Genomic DNA, 19,050 nt, shown 5'->3' with positions numbered 1-19,050 from the left:
GGGGGTCACTTCTGAAGGGGCTTGCCTTCGGTCTCCCGGTAGTGCAGCGCCAGTGCCAGGTTGCTGCCCTTGACCAGCTGGGTGCCGAAGACCCGGACGGCGGCATGGTACTTGGTGGAAATCTTCTTGCCGTCCGGCCGCTGCACCCAGGTCATGATGACGTAGTGGCCGCGCGCCTGCGAGGTGCCGAGCGCCTCGCCCTTGCCGTTGTTCTTGCTGACGCCCTTGCCGGGCAGCGCCACCAGGAACGCGTCCTTGGCGGCGGCGGCCTTCACGGCCGTCTTGGCCGCGGTCTCGGTCTGCAGGTTGAACACGCCGACCGTGCCGATGAGGGAGCCGTTGCTGAGGGCGTAGGTGGCCCGGAGCGACTGCGTGCAGCGCCCCTTCTTGAGGGCCTTCGCCAGCGCCGTGCCGCCGACGACGCCGGTGCAGCTCTTCTTCCCGGTGGCGGCCGTCCGCACGTACTTGAGACGGCCCGACTTGAACGTCGCCTTGCCGAAGACCTCCTTGAGGGTCAGCGGCGCGGGGTCGGTGGTGCGGCTCTGCAGCTTCACCGGAGCAAGGACGGGCTGCGTGGGGCTCGGCGTGGCCTGCGGCTGCCGGGACGTGGCCTGCGTCGGCTTCGACTCCGGCTTGGAGTCGCCCTTCAGCATCGACGACAGTCCGACGCCGCCGCCGATGAGGAGGATCCCGGCGACCGCGGCGCCGCCGATGATCAGCGGCAGGTTGCGGCGGCGCTCGGGGCGCTCGGGCGGGCCGGACGGCCCGGGCGGCATGCCCTCGTAGGAGCCGAAGCCGCCCTCGCCCGGGGGGTTCTCGCCATAGGCGCCGCCGGCGACGGGCTCGTCGCCCCATGCGGGCGGCTGGTCGGACCAGGCCGCGGTCTGCTCGCCGGGCGCCTCGCCCCCGGGCCCGCCACCGGGCGCACCGCCGCCGTACGGGGCGTTGCCGAACCCGTCGTTGCCGAAGTTGTCCTGGCCGAACTTGTCCTGGCCGAAGCTGCCGCCGCCGCCGAACGGCGGCGTGCCGGGCCCCTCGTCACGTGGTGCGAAAGGGGATTCGTCGTTGTCCTGGCCGTACGGTGGCGCTTCGGCTCCGGGTCCGTACGGCGCGTGCGGCGACTGCCGGGGAGGCCAGTCGCCGGGTTTGCCTTGATCGCCCGGATAACCCATGGGTTGGACCTTACCGTTCCTCGTTCAGGGTTCTGGACCTTCGCGACACCCACCATGACATGGGGGCGAACCGGACGCCGGTGATTTGCCGAAGGTCGTGTCCCCGCCGGGCGGGGGCGGTCACTTCCAGCCGAAGTCCTGCGTCCACAGCGGCCCGCCGGACCCCGAGGCCATCCCGACGCCGATGGCGCGCAGCCCGCAGTTCAGGATGTTGGCCCGGTGGCCGGGGCTGTCCATCCAGCCCTTCACGACGGCCGAGGCGGTCGGGTAGCCCTTGGCGATGTTCTCCGCCCCGGGGCTGCTGTACCCGGCGTCCTCCATCCGTTTCCACGGGCTGTCGCCGTTGCGGGACGTGTGGTCGAAGTAGTTGTTGGCCGCCATGTCCGCCGAGTGCTTGCGGGCGGCGGTGGCGAGCCGCGCGTCGGTGCGCAGCGCCGGGCAGCCGTGCTTGGCGCGTTCGGCGTTGGTGAGCGACACCACGCTCGCCTCGGGGCCGGACGCTCCGCCGGAGCCGCCGGACCCGCCGCCCGGGGTCGTGCCCCCGCCCGGCGTCGAGGGGGCGTCCGACCCGGGGGACCGCTTGGACTTGGAGGGCTTGGCCGACGCGCTCTTCGGCGGATGGATCACCTTCAGCGGCGGCGTCTGCTCCTCGGCGGTCGGCGCGGGAGAGGCGCTCGTCCGGCCGCCCGCGCCCGTGCCCGAACCGGATCCCGAGCCGGAACCGGAGCCCTTGCCGGTCGCGGCGAGCGGGTCGCTCTGCGGTCCGGTCGGGACCTCTACGGACGGGTCGCGCTGCGCCCCGGAGGCGGACGTCTTCTCCGACCGGAACTGAGGCAGGACGAGGCGGTCGATCACGACGCCGGTGCCGATGGCGAGGGCGGACGCGGTGGCGGCCACGACGATCCCCCTCGCGCCTTTCCGCTTCGTGCGCTTCCCGCGCGGCGGGCGGTCGTTCCAGAACGCGTCGCCGTCGCCCGGCCGCGGCCCCGCGGGCGGGGGTTCCCGGTGGGCGCGCCGCGGGCCGCTGGCGACGAGTTCGTCCCGGTAGGGAGGGCCGTCGGGCCGCGCGGGGACGTCACGGGGCGCCGAGGCGCCGCGCCGCGCGGGGCCGGAGCGCCCGGCGTTGCCGGGCCGGCGGCCTCCGGCGGGATCGGCTGGTCTGCGGGGAGTAGTCAGCGGGGGCTCCCGGGTGCGGGCCGGCGTGAGCCGGCGTGGACCGGTCGCCCGGCACCATATCCCGATATGGACCCTCCGTTACCGAAATGATTCCAGAAAAGGCCGAATCGCTACAAAGCGTGATCGTTGCGGTGCTGAACGTCCTCTTTCGGGCATTCCGGGAGATGCGGCATACTGGGCACGCGGCTGGAAGCGCCACGGCGGCTCGTTTTGACCCGTGTGCGCGCGGCCGAGTATCCTGCGTGTTTGTTGTGTGCGTCGGCGCCTGCTCGCTGCAGGCGGGAGGCGCGACGACCTGTCGGTGTGTCCCCATCATGTGCGCCCCCGTGGCCGCGTGCGGGCCCCGGCATCCCGGAGCGCCGGGTCGGGTGATCCTCTGATCGGCGCGAGCAGGATTCCGCTGCCAGTGGCACCCGTCCGCGAGGACGGGTGGAGGATCGAGACCGCTGAGAGTCGACGAGAAACGAAGGCTGACGACCGTGCGCACGTACACCCCTAAGCCCGCTGACGTCCAGCGTCAGTGGTACGTCATCGACGCGACCGATGTCGTGCTGGGCCGTCTCGCCAGTCAGGTCGCACAGCTGCTCCGGGGTAAGCACAAGCCGATCTACGCCCCGCACCTCGACACCGGTGACTTCGTCGTCATCGTGAACGCCGACAAGGTGGCGCTGTCCGGCAACAAGCTGGAGCAGAAGCGGGCCTACCGGCACTCCGGCTACCCGGGCGGTCTGCGCTCGGTGAGCTATGCCGACCTGCTGGCCAAGCACCCCGAGCGGGCGGTCGAGAAGGCGATCAAGGGCATGCTGCCCAAGAACTCCCTCGGCCGGAAGATGTTCGGCAAGGTGAAGGTCTACGCCGGGCCGGACCACCCGCACCAGGCGCAGAAGCCGGTCCCGTTCGAGATCACCCAGATCAGCCAGATCAAGAAGTGACGCCCGCGCACGAGCGATCGTGCGCGACCCGGAAGCAGAGGCCGCCGGGGCACCCGCCTGACGGGCCAGCCGCCCTGGCTAGAACACCACAAGGAGAACCGTGGACGACACCACCGGCGCCGAGCAGGCCGCCGAGCTCGACTCGTACGAGGAAGCTCCCTCCGAGTACAGCACCGAGACCCCCGAGTCCGCCGGCGAGGGCCTCCTCGGCCAGCCGGTCGCGACCGGCCCGGCGGCCGGCACCGGCCGCCGCAAGCAGGCCATCGCGCGGGTCCGCATCGTCCCCGGCAGCGGCCAGTGGAAGATCAACGGCCGCACCCTGGACCAGTACTTCCCGAACAAGGTGCACCAGCAGATCGTGAACGAGCCGTTCGTGCTGCTGGGCCTGGAGGGCCAGTTCGACGTGCTCGCTCGCGTGAACGGCGGCGGCACCACCGGCCAGGCCGGCGCGCTGCGCCTCGGCATCTCCCGCGCGCTGCAGTTCGCCAACATCGAGCACCGCCCGGCGCTGAAGAAGGCCGGCTTCCTCACCCGCGACGCGCGGGTGCCCGAGCGCAAGAAGGCCGGTCTCAAGAAGGCCCGCAAGGCTCCGCAGTACAGCAAGCGTTGATCGACGGCACGAGCCGTCGCACCCCGTGGCTTCTCCGCAGCCGGCCCGCACGGCCGGCGCACCCGGGTGCGGCGGCTCGTCCGCTTTTCCGGGTGTCCTCTCCCTCTTTTCCGGAACCTTTCCTCTGATCGGGAGTTGAACTGTGGCTCGTCTGTTCGGGACCGACGGCGTGCGCGGACTCGCCAACCGCGACCTGACCGCCCCGCTCGCCATGGACCTGTCCGTCGCGGCGGCGCGAGTGCTGGGGGAGCAGGGCGCGTTCAAGGGGCACCGCCCGGTCGCGGTGGTCGGCCGCGACCCCCGCGCCTCGGGCGAGTTCCTGGAGGCCGCGGTCGTGGCGGGCCTCGCGAGCGCCGGGGTGGACGTGCTGCGGCTCGGCGTCCTGCCGACGCCCGCGGTGGCGCATCTGGCCCACGCGCTGGACGCCGACCTCGGCGTGATGCTGTCGGCCTCGCACAACCCGGCCCCCGACAACGGGATCAAGTTCTTCGACCGCAGCGGCCACAAGCTCCCCGACGAGCTGGAGGACCGCGTCGAGGCGCGGCTCGGCGAGGCGTGGGAGCCGCCGACCGGCGCGGGCGTCGGCCGCGTCCGGGAGGCGCACGGCGCGGTCGAGCAGTACGTCGCGCACCTGCTGACCACGGTCCCGGTGTCGCTGGACGGCCTGCGCGTCGTCATCGACTGCGCCAACGGCGCGTCCAGCGACGTCGCCCCGGAGGCGCTGCGCCGCGCGGGGGCCGAGGTCATCACGATCGGCACGGCCCCCGACGGGCTGAACATCAACTCCGGCTGCGGTTCCACGCACCTGGAGGCGCTGCAGAAGGCCGTCCGCGAGCACGGCGCGGACGCCGGCATCGCCAACGACGGCGACGCCGACCGGTGCCTGGCGGTGACCGCGGGCGGCGAGGTCGTCGACGGCGACCAGATCATGGCGATCCTGGCCCTGGACCTGCGGGAGGCCGGCGCGCTCGCCGGCGACACCGTGGTCGCGACCGTGATGTCGAACCTCGGCTTCAAGCTGGCCATGCGGGAGGCGGGCATCACCGTCGTGGAGACCGCGGTCGGCGACCGGTACGTCCTGGAGGCGATGAAGGAGGGCGGCTTCGGCTTCGGCGGCGAGCAGTCCGGCCACGTCATCATGCTGGACCACGCGACGACCGGGGACGGCGTCCTCACCGGCCTGCACCTGCTCGCCGCGATGGTCCGCCGCGGGCGCCCGCTGGACGAGCTGGCCAAGGTGATGACGCGGCTGCCGCAGGTCCTCATCAACGTCAAGGACGTCGACAGGGACCGCGCCAAGACCTCCCCCGAGCTGGCCGCGGCCGTCTCCGCCGCCGAGGCCGACCTCGGCGACACCGGACGCGTCCTGATCCGCCCGAGCGGCACCGAGCCGATGGTGCGCGTGATGGTGGAGGCGGCGTCCGAGACGCAGGCCCGGTCGGTGGCCGAGCACCTCGCCGGCGTGGTCCGCACGACCCTCGGCTAGCCGGACGGGCGCCGCCCGCCCGGCTAGCGCTCGTCGATCTCCAGCCGGCCGACCTTCAGGTGCCGGATCTCGACGGTCCCGGCCTGGAGATGGTCGACGACCGCCCGCTTCACGACGAGCTTGCCGATCGCGACCGCGCCGACCGCGACCGCGCCGAGGGCCATGGCCCCGAGCGCCAGGGAGCCGAGCCCGTTCCCGGCCCGCAGCGTGAGCCCGGTCGCGGACGCGCCGGTCACCTCCGCACCGGTCGCCCGCGCCCCCACGCCCCGTTCCGTCCGCACCCGCGGCGGCTCCCGCTCGGCGCTCTCCACGTCCTGCTCGGCGTCCTTGCCGCGAGATTCGCTCATGGGGACGAGCTTACGGCCGGTCAGCAGCGGGCGAGGAAGTCCTGGAGCGCGTCGTGGTCGGAGCGCGTCACCGGGAGCGAGTACTCCTTCGCGACCGCGATGTACTTGATCGCGTAGACGCACTGGAACCCCTTCTGGGGCTTCCACTCGCCGGGGCCGGAGTCGCTCTTCTGACGGTTGGGCACGCCCCAGACGGCGAGCAGGTTGTCGTGGTCGTTGGCGAACTGCTCGCGCCTGTCCTCGCTCCAGCGGGAGGCGCCCATCCGCCAGGCGAGGGCGAGCGGGTAGACGTGGTCGATCTGCACCTCGGCGGCGTCCTTCTTCTCGAAGGTGATCTGCTTGCCGCTGTAGGGGTCGTCCAGCTTCCCGGCGAGCACGATGCAGCGGCCCTTCTTCTCGACCTTCGCCAGGTCGCGGGCGAGGACGTCGTTGCGCTGGTCGCAGCCGTTGTGGTCGGTGTCCTTCCAGCGCGTGCCGAACTTGTCGCGCCGGTAGCCGCCGTCCGACGAGGACGAGATCCGCAGCCCGGACAGGTTCTTGCGCGCCTTGGCCTCGTCGCCGGAGGCGGGCTTGGTCGAGCCGGACGAGGGCGATCCCGTCTGCGAGAGGCCCACGTCGCCCTCGCAGCCCGCCGTCGCCAACGGGACGACGAGCGCGAGACCCGCCGCGGCCGTCCGCGCGGCCTTCAACAGCACCGGAGGCTGTGTCATGACTTCACCGTCCTGGGGGGAGTTTCCGGGGGTTTTTGCCCTCTTGAAGGCAAATAATCGATCAATCATTGTGGCCTGGTCTTCCTCGGGGTCCGCCCGCGTGGAATCGCCGCGACGCATACGGCACGATTGGCCCGTGTTGCATCTCAGAGCGATCGTCCCGGCCGAGCGCACGGAAGCGGTCTGCAAGGAGCTGGCGGCCTGCGCGGGCGCCACCAACGTCGTCGTGATCGAGGGCGCCGCCCGTGCCCCGCAGGGCGACCTCGTCACCGCCGACATCGCCCGCGAGTCGGCCAACGAGGTGCTGGACGCGCTGCGCGCCCTCGACGTCGACCGGGACGGGTCGATCGCCCTCGACAAGGTCGATCTCACGCTCTCCGACCGCGCCGAAGTGGCCAAGGACCTGGCGCCGGGGCATGGCGACGACGCCGTCGTCTGGGAGGAACTGGACCGGCAGGTCAGCGAGGGCACCGCGCTGACCTGGTCGTTCGTGGCGTTCCTCGTGCTGGCCACGCAGCTCGCCGCGATCGCGGCGCTGATCGACTCGCCGGTGCTGGTGGTCGGCGCCATGGTCCTCGGACCGGAGTTCGCGGCCATCGCGGCGATCTGTTACGGGCTCGTCCGGCTCCAGCCCGGACGCATCGTGCACGCGCTGCGGGCGCTGGTCGTCGGGTTCGCCGCGGCGATCGCGGTCACCTACGTGTGCGCCCTGGCCGCCCGGTGGACCGGCGTGATCGAGCTGGACCGCCTGCCGGACGACCGCCCGCTCACCGCGTTCATCTACAGCCCGGACCGCTGGTCGTTCATCGTCGCGCTGCTCGCCGGCGCCGCGGGCGTGCTGTCGCTCACCGCGGGCAAGTCGTCGGCGCTGGTCGGGGTCTTCATCTCGGTCACCACCGTGCCCGCGGCGGGCAACCTCGCGGTCGCGATGGCGCTCAAGCACGGCAGCGAGATCAACGGATCGCTGCTCCAGCTGGGCGTCAACGTCGCCGGAATGATCATCGCGGGGACGCTGACGCTGCTCCTCCAGCGGGCCGTGTGGGCCGTCGTGCTGCGGCAGCGTGGCCGAAGGAGTGCCCTGCGGGGAACTTAGGTCGTTGCGGCATCGGACCAAAGGCTGCCCCTGATCGCCCTTCAGGGTGACGTGCCACGCGGAGCCAGCCGCTAGGTTCGACGGTATGCCCATCATCGCCACCCAGGGCCTGACGATGAGGTTCCCCCGGGTGACCGCCTTGGACGACCTCTCCGTGGCCGTCGAGCCCGGAGTCGTCGGCCTGGTCGGCGCCAACGGCGCCGGAAAGTCGACGCTCATCAAGATCCTCCTCGGGCTGCTGCCACCCACCTCCGGGACCGCGACCGTCCTCGGCCTCGACATCGCGCGCGAGGGTCTGCGGATCCGGGAAAGCGTCGGGTTCATGCCCGAATACGACTGCCTGCCGCCGGACGTGTCCGCGACCGAGTTCGTCGTGCACATGGCCCGGATGTGCGGGCTGCCGCCGACCGCGGCCCGCGAGCGCGCCGCCGACACCCTGCGGCACGTCGGCCTGTACGAGGAGCGCTACCGTCCCATCGGCGGCTACTCGACGGGGATGCGCCAGCGGGTCAAGCTCGCCCAGGCCCTCGTCCACGACCCGAAGCTCGTCTTCCTGGACGAGCCCACCAACGGCCTCGACCCGGCCGGACGCGACGAGATGCTCGAACTGATCCGCCGGATCGGCACCGAGTTCGGGATCAGCGTCCTGGTCACCTCGCACCTGCTGGGCGAGCTGGAGCGGGTCTGCGAGCACGTCGTCATCATCGACGGCGGGAGGCTGCTGCGCTCCCAGGCCGTCGAGGCGTACACGGCCGAGAGCGGCGTCCTCACCGTCGAGGTGGACGAGGGACGCGACGTGCTCGGGCGGCACCTCCACGACCAGGGCGTGACCGTCCATCCGGAGGGCCGGTTCCTCGTCGTGGACATCGCCGGCGAGCAGACCTACGACCTGGTCCGCGACGGCGTCGCCGAGCTCGGGCTCCGGCTGATCCGGATGGAGCAGCGCCGGCACCACATCGAAGAGGTCTTCCAGACGCCGCCCGCGGCGCAGGCCCCGGCCGGAGACGTGCGGCCCGGAGACGTGCGGCCCGGAGACGTGCAGCAGGGAGCGCCGCGATGAGCACAAGCACCATCCACGACATCGGCTACCGGCACTACGAGGGGCGCCGCAACGGCCGCGCGTACGTGCTGCGGTCCCTGTACGTGCACAACCTGCGCGCCGCCTACGGCCTCGGCCGTCCCGCGCGGGCGAAGGTGATGCCGTTCCTGCTGGCGGCGATCATGCTGCTGCCGGCCGCCGGGTCGGTCGCGGCGTTCGCGTTCACCAAGCAGGAGGACGCGCTGTTCCGCTACGCCTCCTACGCCAACATCATGCAGGTCATCGTGGCGATCTTCCTGGCCACGCAGGCGCCGGTGCTGGCCTCGCGGGAGGTGCGCTTCCACGTCATCCCGCTGTACTTCTCGCGCCCGGTCGGCCATCTCGACTTCGTGCTGGCGAAGGCCGCCGCGATGGCGACCGCGCTGTTCGCGCTGATGGCGGTGCCCGTCACCGTCCTGTACGTCGGCGGCCTGATCTCCAAGATGCCGGACCCGGGCGAGCAGTTGCTGAAGTACCTCGGCGCGCTCCTCGGCTGCGTGCTGTTCGCGCTCGTCCTGGCCGCCATCGGGATGGTGGTCGCGGCGTTCACCCCGCGGCGCGGGTTCGGGGTCGCGGCGGTCATCGCCGTCTACATGATCAGCGCGGCGTTCGTCGGCGCCGTCCAGGGGATCGCCGAGGCGCAGACGAACTTCACGCTCCAGGGCTGGGCGGGGCTGTTCACGCCGTTCAACCTGGTCGACATCGTCCAGGTACGGCTGCTCGGCGCCCAGTCGTCGTCGGCCGGGGTACCGTCCGGCGTCGCCGGAGGCGTGGTCGCGCTCGCGGTGTGCGCCCTGATCGTCGTCGGCTCGGTCGCGGTGCTGTACCGCAGGTTCCGGAAGGCGGGGCTCTCATAATGAGCGAAGCGACCCGGGGGGTGTGGGGGGTCGTCCCCCCACCAATAACACGGATGAGCGAAGCGACCCGGGGGGTGTGGGGGGTCGTCCCCCCACGTGGGAGGACGATATGAGCGAGCTCATCTTGGAGAACGTGTCCCGGTGGTACGGGAACGTCGTCGCCGTCAACGGCGTGACGATGAAGGTCGGGCCGGGCGTCACCGGGCTCCTCGGCCCGAACGGGGCGGGCAAGTCGACGCTCATCCACATGATGGGCGGGTTCCTCGCCCCGTCGTCCGGCTCCGTCACGCTGGACGGGACGCCGATCTGGCGGAACCCGGGCGTCTACCGCAGCCTCGGGCTCGTGCCCGAGAGGGAGTCGGCGTACGACTTCCTCACCGGCCAGCAGTTCATCCTCGCGATGGCCAAGCTGCACAAGCTGCCCGATCCGGGCGCGGCCGCCCGCCGCGCCATCGGCCTGGTGGAGATGGACTACGCGGCCGGGCGCCCCATCGGCAACTACTCCAAGGGCATGAAGCAGCGCATCAAGATGGCGTCGGCGCTGGTGCACGACCCGCCCGTGCTGCTGCTGGACGAGCCGTTCAACGGCATGGACCCGCGGCAGCGGCTCCAGCTCATGGACCTCATCCAGCGGATGGCCGCCGAGGGCCGCACCATCCTGTTCTCCTCGCACATCCTGGAGGAGGTGGAGCGGCTCGCCAGCCACATCGAGGTGATCGTGGCGGGGCGGCACGCCGCGTCCGGCGACTTCCGCAAGATCCGGCGGCTGATGACCGACCGGCCGCACATCTTCCTCGTCCGCTCGTCCGACGACCGGCGGCTCGCCGCCGCCGTCATCGCCGACGGGTCGGCCCGCAGCGTCCAGCTCACCGACAAGGGCCTGCAGGTCGAGGCGGTCGACTTCCAGCGCTTCACATGGTTGCTCCCGCAGATCTCCCGGGACGCCGACGTGCGCCTGTGGGAGGTCTCCCCGGCCGACGAGTCCCTCGAAAGCGTCTTCTCCTACCTGGTGGCCCGATGAATGGCACGATCGCGATGATCACGTTCCGGGCGATGCTCGGACGCAAGCGCGCGCTGCTCCTGCTGGGGCTGCCGCTGCTCCTGCTGGTGCTGGCGGCGGCGCTGAAGGTGACCGGCAACGACGACCTGGACGTCTCGGCGAACGTCCTGCAGAAGTTCGGCCTGGCGACGCTGCTGCCGCTGCTCGCGCTGATCGCCGGGACCGGCGTGATCGGGCCGGAGATCGACGACGGCCAGATCATGTACGTGCTGACCAAGCCGGTCGCGCGCGAGGTGATCGTGCTGACGAAGCTGGCCGTGGCGATCGTCCTGGTGACGGCGTTCGCCGCGGTGCCGACGCTGCTGGCGGGGCTGGTCCTCACGGGGACGACCGCGCAGCTGACGCCGGCGTTCGCGATCGGCGTGCTGATCGGCGGCGTCGTCTACAGCGCCGTGTTCGTCGCGCTGGCCGTCGCGAGCCGCAACGCCGTCACGATCGGCCTGCTGTACGCGCTGGTGTGGGAGTCGCTGCTCGGCAACTTCGCGCCGGGCGCCAAGTCGGCGTCCATCCAGCAGTGGTGCCTGTCGGTGACGGACGCGCTCACCGACGCGTCGCCGGTGAGGTCGACCGTGGACCTGCCCGTGGCGATCGGGCTGCTGGTCGCGGTGACGCTCGTCGCGGCGTTCCTCGCCACCTTCCGGCTCCGCTCCCTGCCCGTCGCCAGCGCCGACTAGCGGGGAAGCAGGCCGCGGTCCATGGCGACGACGACGGCGTGCGTGCGGTCGCCGACGTCCAGCTTGGCGAAGACGCGGAGCAGGTGCGTCTTGACGGTCGCCTCCGCGATGACGAGCCGCCGCCCGATCTCGGCGTTGGACAGGCCGTCGGCGACCGCCCGGAGCACCTCGACCTCCCGGGCGGTCAGCGCGGCCGGCTCGGGGCGGCGCATCCGGGCGACGAGCTTCTCGGCCACGCGGGGCGCGAGGACGGTCTCGCCGCGGGCCGCCGCGCGGATGGCGTCGACCAGCTGGTCGCGGGTGGTGTCCTTGAGCAGGTAGCCGATGGCCCCGGCCTCGATCGCGCGCTCGATCTCGGTGTCGGTGTCGTAGGTGGTGAGGACGAGGACGCGGGTGCCGAGCCGGCCGATCTCGGCCGTGGCCGCGACGCCGTCCAGCACGGGCATCCGCAGGTCGAGCAGCGCGACGTCGGGCCGGAGCCGCTCGGCCAGGGCGATCGCCGCGCGGCCGTCGCCCGCCTCGCCGACGATCTCGATGCCGGGGTCGGCGGCCAGCAGCGCGACGACGCCCGCGCGCATGACCGTGTGGTCGTCCACCACGATGATCCTGAGTTTCGCGGTCATCTCACGCCCTCGCGGGGATCATGGCGAGGATCCGGGTGCCCTCGCCGGGGGAGCTGGTCACGGTGAGCTCGCCGCCCAGTTCGGCGAGGCGGCGGCGCATGCCGTCGAGGCCGAAGCCGCGCGACCCGGCCACCGCGAATCCGCGCCCGTCGTCGGTGATCTCCAGCTCGACGCCGTGCGGGTGCCCTTCGAGGACGACGCCGACCGTGGACGCGGCGGCGTGCTTGCGGACGTTGGCGAGCGACTCCTGCGTGCAGCGCAGCAGCGCGATCCGGGTCGTCTGGTCGCACTCGACGTAGGGCAGTTCGGCGTGGACGGTGAGCCCGGTGTCCTCGGCGAACCGGTCGAGGGTGCGGCGCAGCGTCCGGGCGACCGACGCGGGCGCGACGCTGCCCTGCGACGCCGCCCCGACCAGGACGCGCGCCTCGGCGAGGTTGTCCCGCGCCGTCTGCTCGATCGACACGAGCTGCCGGCCGCTGCGGTCCGGGTCGGAGCGGAGGCCGTCGCGGGCCGCCTCCGCCAGGACGACGATGGACGCGAACCCCTGCGCGAGCGTGTCGTGGATCTCGCGGGCGATCCGTTCGCGCTCGTCGGCGGCGCCCTGCCGGCGCTGCGCCTCGGCGAGGCGGCGCTCGGCGTCGGCCAGGTCCGCCTCGAGGAGCCGGGCGCGCTCGTCGTGCTGCCCGACCACCCGGTTCATCCACAGCCCGAGCAGGACCCCGGCCGCGTATCCGACGAGGGCGGCGATCGAGTTGCCGGTGAGCGGTTCCCCGTCCGGGGCGGCCCGGACGGCGCCCCCGGCGACCGCGGCCGCGGCGGCGGCGCCGCTGAGCAGCACCGCGCGCCGCGGGTTCCCCGCGAGGATCCAGAAGTGCGGGAGGGACGTGATGAGCAGGGACGCGGCGCCGCCCATCAGGTAGGAGACGGCGCCGATCCCCGCGATCAGCGCGCCCAGGAACGTGTTCCGGCGGATCACCGGGTTCCCGGGGAAGGTCTCCGTGATCGGGTAGCAGAGCCCGAGCGCGGACAGCAGCGCCAGCGTCGCGGCCCTGGTGGAGTCCGGCTGGTCCGCCACCGCCAGGGCCGGCGGAACCAGTCCGAACAGGATCCAGGCGGCGGCGTACCACCTGCGGAGCGCCCGCACCTGGGGTCGTTCACCGGGCTGCACCATGCGGGTCAGCCTATGTTCTGCGGCAGGGCCCCGGCCGCGCGGTCCGGCGTCCGGCGGGGGCCGCGCCGCTGCCGCCGGCCGGGCCACCAGCACCGGTCGCCGAGCAGCAGCATCAGCGCGGGCAGGACCGTGATGCGGATGACGGCGGCGTCCAGCAGCACCGCCACTGCCAGCGCGAAGCCCATCTGCTTCAGCTCCATGATGTGCACGGTGGCGAAGCCGGCGAACACCGTGACCATGACGAACGCGGCGCTGGTCACCACGCTCGCCGAGCCCCCGACCCCGTCCAGCACCGCCTGCCGGGTCGGGACGCCGCGCAGCGCCGCCTCCCGGATCCGGCTGATCACGAACACCTGGTAGTCCATCGACAGCCCGAACAGGATCACCAGCAGGAAGAGCGGGACGCGGGAGCCGACCGAGCCGGTGGAGGTGAAGCCGAGCAGCCCTTCCGCCCATGTCCCCTGGAACACCAGGGTGAGCAGGCCGAGCGAGGCGCCGGCCGACAGCAGGTTAAGCACCACGCCGATCAGCCCGAGGACCACCGAGCGGAACGCCCACACGGTCATCGCGAACGTCACCAGCAGGAGCGCCCCGATGACGAACGGCAGCTTGCTCTCCTGGTGCTCGGGATAGTCGGCGTAGCGGGCCACGTCCCCGGTCACGGCGGTCTCCACGCCGAGCTTCCCGACGGTCTGCGGGACGTACTCGCCGCGGACCCGCTCCAGGGAGCGCCGCGCCGCGTCGGTGCTCACGTGGTGCGGCACCGCGAGTTCGAGCAGGCTGATCCGCCCGTCCGGCGAGGTGCGCAGCTCGGACGTCCCGGCGAGCAGGGGGTCGCCCTCGGCGCGCTCCGCCAGGGCGTGCAGGGCCGCGGTCACCTCGTCCGCGCGTCCGGCGCCGGCCCTGACGACGACCTGGTGCATGGCCTTCAGCTCCGGGAATGCCGCGTTCAGCCGGTCGTAGGTCCGCATCGCCGGGATCTCGCGCGGGTGGCTGTCGCGGCCCATGTCCGTGAGGTCGATGCTCAGCAGCGGCGCGGTCAGCGCCAGCATCGCCGTGACGGCCACGGCCAGCGTCGCGGCCGGGTGCCTTCCGGTGGCGCGCAGCATCGCCCGGGTGATCCGGCCGCCGCCCGTCCGCGGCGGCTTCGGCGTCCGGCCGCGCCGGACCGCCCGCCGCTCCGCCCACCCGCCGAGCTTGGCCAGCACCGCCGGGAGGACGGTCAGCGAGCTGACGACCGCGATCAGCGTGACGACGATCGCCGCGGTCGCGATGGAGGAGAAGATCACGTCGTCGGCCAGGTAGAGGGTCGCGCTGGACGCGGCGACCGCAAGCCCGGACACCACCACCGAGCGGCCCGACGTCGCCGCGGCGGTCTCCACGGCCGCCCGCGCGTCAAGCCGGCCGCCCGAGCGGGCCCGCTCCTCCCGCTCCCGCTTGAGGTAGAAGAGGGTGTAGTCGACGCCCACCGCCATGCCGATCAGCAGGATCACGCTGGCGCCGACCCCGGCGTCCGGGAAGACGTGCGAGGCGAGCATCGACAGGCCGATCGCCGCCGCGATCGAGGTCAGCGCGAGCACCACCGGCACGACCGCCACCGCGAACGAGCCGAACACCAGCAGCAGCGTGACCAGCGTGATCGGCAACGCGATCATCTCCGTGCGGGCGAGGTCGTCGTCGCGCAGTTCCCCGACGCCCTTGCTGATGGACGGGCTGCCCGTCTCCTCCACCCTCACGCCCGGGTGCGCCGCCTGGACCGCCGCGGTCTGGGCCCGCAACGGCTCGACGTGGTCCTTGCCCTGGAGTTCGGAGCCCTTCAGCGTCACGTCGACGCGGACCGCCGAGCCGTCCTTGGACCGCACGGGCGCCGACACCGACGCGACCTCGGGCAGCCGCCCCATCCGCGCGGCGGCGTCCCGCGCCGCGGCGTCGGCGACCGCGCCCCTGCCGGTGACCAGCACGTGCTCGACGGGCCTCTGCTGGAGCCCGCCCTCGGCGGCGATCGCCTCCCCCCGACCGGCCTCGCCGATCCGGAAGTCCTCGGTCGTGGCCGCGTGCCCGCCGGCCGCGACGCCGATGCCGAGGCACAGCACCACGAACAGCAGCCAGGCGGCCATGCCGCGCCAGGGATGCCCGGCGCTCCACCGGGCCATGCGTACGAGAAGATCCGTCATACCGGAAATGCTGGCCGCGGCGTCCCGGCGCGCATGAGCCTCGACCGGTGGAACCCTCCGTCCACCGATCGGTGGACGGAGGCGCCGGTGAGGTGGTGGGGCCGGTCAGGCGGTGGGGCCGGTCAGGCGGTGGGGCCGGTCAGGCGGGTCAGCTCGGCGAGCATCTCGGACGCGGTGACCGGATCGAGCGCCCCGAAGGGATGCGCCTTCCCGGAGTAGCGGCCGGTCATCAGCATGACGCGCTCGATCGTCTGCTCCGCGAACTCCTCGGGGTCGAGGACGCGGATGCCGGGCTCGAACGCGACCATCACGTGCCGCTCGTCCGGAGTGATCAGGTTGACCTGGCGGCGGAACCCGCCGGTCTCCTTGTCGCCGAGCTCCCAGCCGCGGGACGTCATGCCCATGAACCTGCCGAAATGGGCGGTGAGTCCTTCGAAGCGGGCCAGCCGGGCGGCGTCGCGCTCGCCGTCCTCCAGCGTGTGGACGGGACGTCCGAGCTGCGGGAACGGCTGGAGGATCTCGTAGTCGCCGAAGACCGAGGCCCAGGCCGCCACGGTGTCCTCCCCGAGAAGGACCGGGTGCGGGAGCGTCACGCGGGCGTCCTGCGGGAGGACGTGCTCGTCGTCGTGGACGTCGGCGAGCGTCCCGTCCTCGGCGACCCGGAACGCGGTGCCCTCCGCCGACCACACCAGGCGGCGCGCGATGTGGCGCATCAGGGGGTGCCGCACGAAGGCCGAAAGGAACTCCTCGGGCGCCCAGGAACGCCCGGCCACCATCGCCTTCTCCAGCCGCTTGATCTGGTCGGCGGCGACCGCCCGGGCCTCCTTCCGGAGGTCGGCGAACCGCTGGTGGGCGAGCGGCGCGAGCTTCTCGTCGTCCTTGACGCCCGGCTTCGGCAGGGCCTTGCGGGGCTTGCCGTCCTCGTCGGTCACGAAGGGCTTGAGCTGCTCGTCGAAGCCCACGACGAAGCGGCGCGGGCCGTAGTCGAGCGTCATCGAGCCTTCGGCGTCCAGGCCGAGGTCCGGGACGAGCAGGTCCGCCAACTGCTCGGGGGTCAGCCCGCGATCCCGGGCGGCCGTGTTCAACCGGCCCTGCACGCGGGGGCGCAGGTGCTTGGCGTCGGCGCCGCGGCGGGCGATGCGGTCCAGAAGGCGCAGCCTGTCGTCGGCGGGCATGTCGATCGCCATGAGGACGTCGACCGCCGTCCACCCCTTGAACGTCCAGGTGTAGTAGTTGTCCCAGCGCACCATGCGGTCGGCCAGCCGGGCGGCCGTGCCGGCGTCGCCGAGGCGCCGGAGGGCGTACTGCACGCCTTGCGACGCCCACAGCCCGCTGCCCCGGTCGTTGACGCTGAGAGCCGAGGCGAACTCGGCCAGGGAGGCCGGGTCGCACAGCTCGATGACCTGCTCGCAGCCCGGATACGGATCCTGCGGGGTGGAGATCAGCAGCATGGTCACGAAGTGCCGGACGGCCTCCACCGGCAGTGCCCGGTCGCGACCGCGCAGCAGGAGTCGCGGGAGCCTGCCGACGGTCTCCTCGTCCCATTCCGGCAGATCGTCGGGATACTGGTCCAGCGGGTCGGTGCGCAGCGCCTCGATCGCCGCGACCGCCTCCTCGCCGTACCCCCGCGCCGCGTCCACGACGCAGCCGCTGCCGTGCTCGCGGGCGATCAGCATGAGGCCCTGCTCGGCCTTCGTGCGCTTGGGGCCCGGCTTGCGCAGCGCATCCGGGACCACGAAAGGGGCCGCGTCGGCACCGTGCCAGGTGAACCAGAGCCGTGCGGCCTCGTCGACCCGGCCGAGCGCGCCGATCACGATCTGCGCCGTGGCGTCGTCCAGGAACGGGACGAGCGCCGCCGAGCAGGAGATGTGCCCTTTCGCCGCGCGGAGCAGCAGCCGGTGGGCGGCGAGGCCGCGACGGGCGGCGAAGTGCTTCAGCGGGTCGACGAAGACGTAGCTGTCCCAGTCGGCGTAGTAGCGCTCGTCGGCGAGAAGCTCTTCGGCGAGGTCGTCGGGACCCCGCATCACCAGCCAGTAGTAGTCACGGCGCCGGCTCCCGCCCCGCGGGTGGCTCAGCACCTCGCCGCTGCGGAACCGCTCGGCCATGGCCGCCCAGTCGGGCTCCTCGGGGAACGGCTCGTACGCCTTCGGGAACGCGTGCGGAGTTTTCAGCCACGCGTCCCGCAACCCGGGCGGCCAGGACTCCACGGCGGGCGTCTTGGGCCTTTTCAGACCCTTCAGGACGATCGGCTCGGCGCTCGCGCGCGTCCGGCGCGTCCACGGCGGATCGACGAGCAGGCGGGGCAGGGCGCTCGCGGGGGCGTACTCGACGCCGAGGGTGTCGGTCATCGCTCCAGTCTCACTGCAGGCACGGACAGTATCGATCTTCAGACGCACCGCCCGGATCCGCGGTTCGGCCGGTTCCGCGCGCGCGTCGGTTCACAATCGATGTGACGCGTGTTACAACGAGCAAGAGGATCTTGTAACGATCCATCAGGGAGTGTGCTCATGACAGTTTCGCGCCGCCAGCTCCTCGCCAGGACGGGTGCGGTGGGGGCGGGGATCGCCTTCACCGGATCCGTGGAGCAGTTGTTCGCCGGAAGCGCGTCCGCCGCCCCGACCGGCGGCCACGACGGGTACGGACCCCTCGTGCCCGACCCGAGGGGACTGCTGGACCTGCCGCGCGGCTTCCGCTACACCGTCCTGTCCCGCGAGGGCGACCCGCTGCGCTCGGGAGAGGGGCCGGTACCGAGTCACTGCGACGGGATGGCGGCCTTCCCCGGGCGCCGGGGCCGGACGTGGCTCGTCCGCAACCACGAGAACCGGCCGGACGCCGCGCACCGGGTGCCGGCGGTCGAGGACGTCACCTACGACCCGGGCGGTCTCGGCGGCTGCACCGCGCTGGAGGTCGACGCGGCCGGGCGCGTGCACACCGAGCGCGTCGCCATCGCCGGGACGGCCGTCAACTGCGCCGGGGGCCCCACCCCGTGGCACACGTGGCTGACCTGCGAGGAGACCGAGGACAAGGCGGGCACGGGGAACTACACCAAGGACCACGGGTTCATCTTCGAGGTCGACCCGTACGACCAGGACCGCACCGTCCCCGAGCCGCTGACCGCGATGGGGCGGTTCCAGCACGAGGCGATCGCCGTCGACCCGCGGGACGGCACCGTCTACGAGACCGAGGACGCCTTCGAGAAGCCGTTCGGGCTGTTCTACCGGTTCCAGCCGAAGCGTCCGCGCGGCGGTTTCGGCAGCCTGCGGGCCGGTGGGCGGCTTGAGGCGCTGTGCGTCCCCGGCGTCCCGGACCTGTCGGTCGTGCAGGAGCCCGGCACCGTGTTCGAGCACGTCGAGTGGAAGAAGGTGCCCGACCCGCTCGCGGCGCAGACGCCGATCCGGTTCCAGGACTTCGGGTCCGGAGGCATCACCCACGCGCAGAAGCTGGAGGGCTGCTACTGGGGCGGCGACCGCGTCTACTTCGTGTCGAGCTTCGCGAAGACGAAGGACGGCTCCCGGGCCGACCACTTCGGGCAGGTGTGGTCCTACGAGCCGCGCCACCGCCGGCTCACCCTCGTCATCGTGTTCGGCCCGGACACCGACGTCGAGAAGCCCGGCGAGTCGCCCGACAACATCTGCCTGGCGCCGCAGGGCGGCCTGATGGTGTGCGAGGACGGCAACGGCGCCCAGCACGTCTTCGGCGTCTCCCGCCGCCGCACGGTCTACCCGGTGGCCCGCAACCGCCAGAACATCGGCACGGAGACCGAGCCGGAGTGGGGAGAGTTCGCCGGCGTCACGTTCTCCCCCGACAACCGCACGATGTACGTCAACGTCTACACCCCAGGGACCACCTTCGCCGTGACAGGCCCCTGGTCCCGCGGCTGACCTCGG

Annotated in this window: 17 protein-coding genes; 9 read left to right on the top strand and 8 right to left on the bottom strand. The window is 72.4% G+C overall.

What is annotated here, in order from left to right:
- Positions 1 to 5: 5 nt before the first annotated feature.
- Both BJ999_RS37700 and BJ999_RS43325 read right to left on the bottom strand, forming a co-directional pair.
- On the bottom strand, positions 6 to 1,172 hold the full coding sequence (locus tag BJ999_RS37700; protein WP_179837668.1) for a hypothetical protein: 1,167 nt from the start codon (positions 1,170 to 1,172) through the stop codon (positions 6 to 8).
- 120 nt (positions 1,173 to 1,292) lie between these two features.
- Positions 1,293 to 2,069 carry a CAP domain-containing protein gene (locus tag BJ999_RS43325; RefSeq protein WP_179837667.1) on the bottom strand — a complete coding sequence of 259 codons (777 nt, stop codon included), beginning with the start codon at positions 2,067 to 2,069 and terminating at the stop codon, positions 1,293 to 1,295.
- A 758-nt stretch (positions 2,070 to 2,827) separates the two neighbouring features.
- Between BJ999_RS43325 and rplM the strand changes: the two genes are divergently transcribed.
- The 3 genes from rplM to glmM all read left to right on the top strand — a co-directional run bounded on the left by rplM (position 2,828) and on the right by glmM (position 5,376).
- A complete protein-coding gene (rplM, locus tag BJ999_RS37690; protein WP_179837666.1) occupies positions 2,828 to 3,280 on the top strand; it encodes a 50S ribosomal protein L13 in 453 nt (150 codons plus the stop codon).
- Positions 3,281 to 3,380: 100 nt separating this feature from the next.
- Complete coding sequence (gene rpsI, locus BJ999_RS37685; protein ID WP_179837665.1) at positions 3,381 to 3,890, top strand: 30S ribosomal protein S9; 510 nt, start codon at positions 3,381 to 3,383, stop codon at positions 3,888 to 3,890.
- A 142-nt stretch (positions 3,891 to 4,032) separates the two neighbouring features.
- Complete coding sequence (gene glmM, locus BJ999_RS37680; RefSeq protein WP_179837664.1) at positions 4,033 to 5,376, top strand: phosphoglucosamine mutase; 1,344 nt, start codon at positions 4,033 to 4,035, stop codon at positions 5,374 to 5,376.
- 23 nt (positions 5,377 to 5,399) lie between these two features.
- Here glmM and BJ999_RS37675 read toward each other — a convergent pair whose 3' ends face one another.
- Positions 5,400 to 5,723: a hypothetical protein gene (locus BJ999_RS37675; protein ID WP_218935417.1), complete on the bottom strand. Its 324-nt coding sequence runs from the start codon at positions 5,721 to 5,723 to the stop codon at positions 5,400 to 5,402.
- A 20-nt stretch (positions 5,724 to 5,743) separates the two neighbouring features.
- Complete coding sequence (locus BJ999_RS37670; RefSeq protein WP_179837663.1) at positions 5,744 to 6,433, bottom strand: HNH endonuclease family protein; 690 nt, start codon at positions 6,431 to 6,433, stop codon at positions 5,744 to 5,746.
- Between the two features lie 136 nt (positions 6,434 to 6,569).
- Between BJ999_RS37670 and BJ999_RS37665 the strand changes: the two genes are divergently transcribed.
- From BJ999_RS37665 to BJ999_RS37645, 5 genes are all read left to right on the top strand, one after another.
- Entirely contained in the window at positions 6,570 to 7,526 is a 957-nt protein-coding gene (locus BJ999_RS37665; RefSeq protein WP_179837662.1) for a DUF389 domain-containing protein, read from the top strand.
- 85 nt (positions 7,527 to 7,611) lie between these two features.
- Positions 7,612 to 8,586 carry an ABC transporter ATP-binding protein gene (locus BJ999_RS37660; RefSeq protein ID WP_179837661.1) on the top strand — a complete coding sequence of 325 codons (975 nt, stop codon included), beginning with the start codon at positions 7,612 to 7,614 and terminating at the stop codon, positions 8,584 to 8,586.
- Complete coding sequence (locus tag BJ999_RS37655) at positions 8,583 to 9,461, top strand: ABC transporter permease (RefSeq protein ID WP_179837660.1); 879 nt, start codon at positions 8,583 to 8,585, stop codon at positions 9,459 to 9,461. Before BJ999_RS37660 ends, BJ999_RS37655 begins: the two co-directional genes overlap by 4 nt.
- A gap of 109 nt (positions 9,462 to 9,570) precedes the next feature.
- Positions 9,571 to 10,482 carry an ABC transporter ATP-binding protein gene (locus BJ999_RS37650; RefSeq protein ID WP_179837659.1) on the top strand — a complete coding sequence of 304 codons (912 nt, stop codon included), beginning with the start codon at positions 9,571 to 9,573 and terminating at the stop codon, positions 10,480 to 10,482.
- A complete protein-coding gene (locus BJ999_RS37645; RefSeq protein ID WP_179837658.1) occupies positions 10,479 to 11,195 on the top strand; it encodes an ABC transporter permease in 717 nt (238 codons plus the stop codon). Before BJ999_RS37650 ends, BJ999_RS37645 begins: the two co-directional genes overlap by 4 nt.
- Here BJ999_RS37645 and BJ999_RS37640 read toward each other — a convergent pair.
- The 4 genes from BJ999_RS37640 to BJ999_RS37625 all read right to left on the bottom strand — a co-directional run bounded on the left by BJ999_RS37640 (position 11,192) and on the right by BJ999_RS37625 (position 17,511).
- Positions 11,192 to 11,818, bottom strand: coding sequence for a response regulator (locus BJ999_RS37640; RefSeq protein WP_179837657.1), 627 nt, complete (start codon positions 11,816 to 11,818; stop codon positions 11,192 to 11,194). The genes BJ999_RS37645 and BJ999_RS37640 overlap by 4 nt on opposite strands.
- A gap of 1 nt (position 11,819) precedes the next feature.
- Entirely contained in the window at positions 11,820 to 12,989 is a 1,170-nt protein-coding gene (locus BJ999_RS37635; protein WP_179837656.1) for a sensor histidine kinase, read from the bottom strand.
- A gap of 5 nt (positions 12,990 to 12,994) precedes the next feature.
- The gene (locus BJ999_RS37630) at positions 12,995 to 15,163 is read right to left on the bottom strand and encodes an MMPL family transporter (protein WP_179837655.1); all 2,169 of its coding nucleotides are present in this window, start codon (positions 15,161 to 15,163) and stop codon (positions 12,995 to 12,997) included.
- 122 nt (positions 15,164 to 15,285) lie between these two features.
- Positions 15,286 to 17,511 (bottom strand): DUF4132 domain-containing protein, encoded by a 2,226-nt coding sequence (locus tag BJ999_RS37625; RefSeq protein WP_179837654.1) that lies wholly within the window; start codon positions 17,509 to 17,511, stop codon positions 15,286 to 15,288.
- 159 nt (positions 17,512 to 17,670) lie between these two features.
- Between BJ999_RS37625 and BJ999_RS37620 the strand changes: the two genes are divergently transcribed.
- A complete protein-coding gene (locus tag BJ999_RS37620; protein ID WP_179837653.1) occupies positions 17,671 to 19,044 on the top strand; it encodes an alkaline phosphatase PhoX in 1,374 nt (457 codons plus the stop codon).
- Positions 19,045 to 19,050 lie beyond the last annotated feature (6 nt).

The sequence above is a fragment of the Actinomadura citrea genome (assembly GCF_013409045.1).
GTDB lineage: Bacteria > Actinomycetota > Actinomycetes > Streptosporangiales > Streptosporangiaceae > Spirillospora > Spirillospora citrea.
This window is presented reverse-complemented; position numbering and strand designations above follow the sequence as displayed.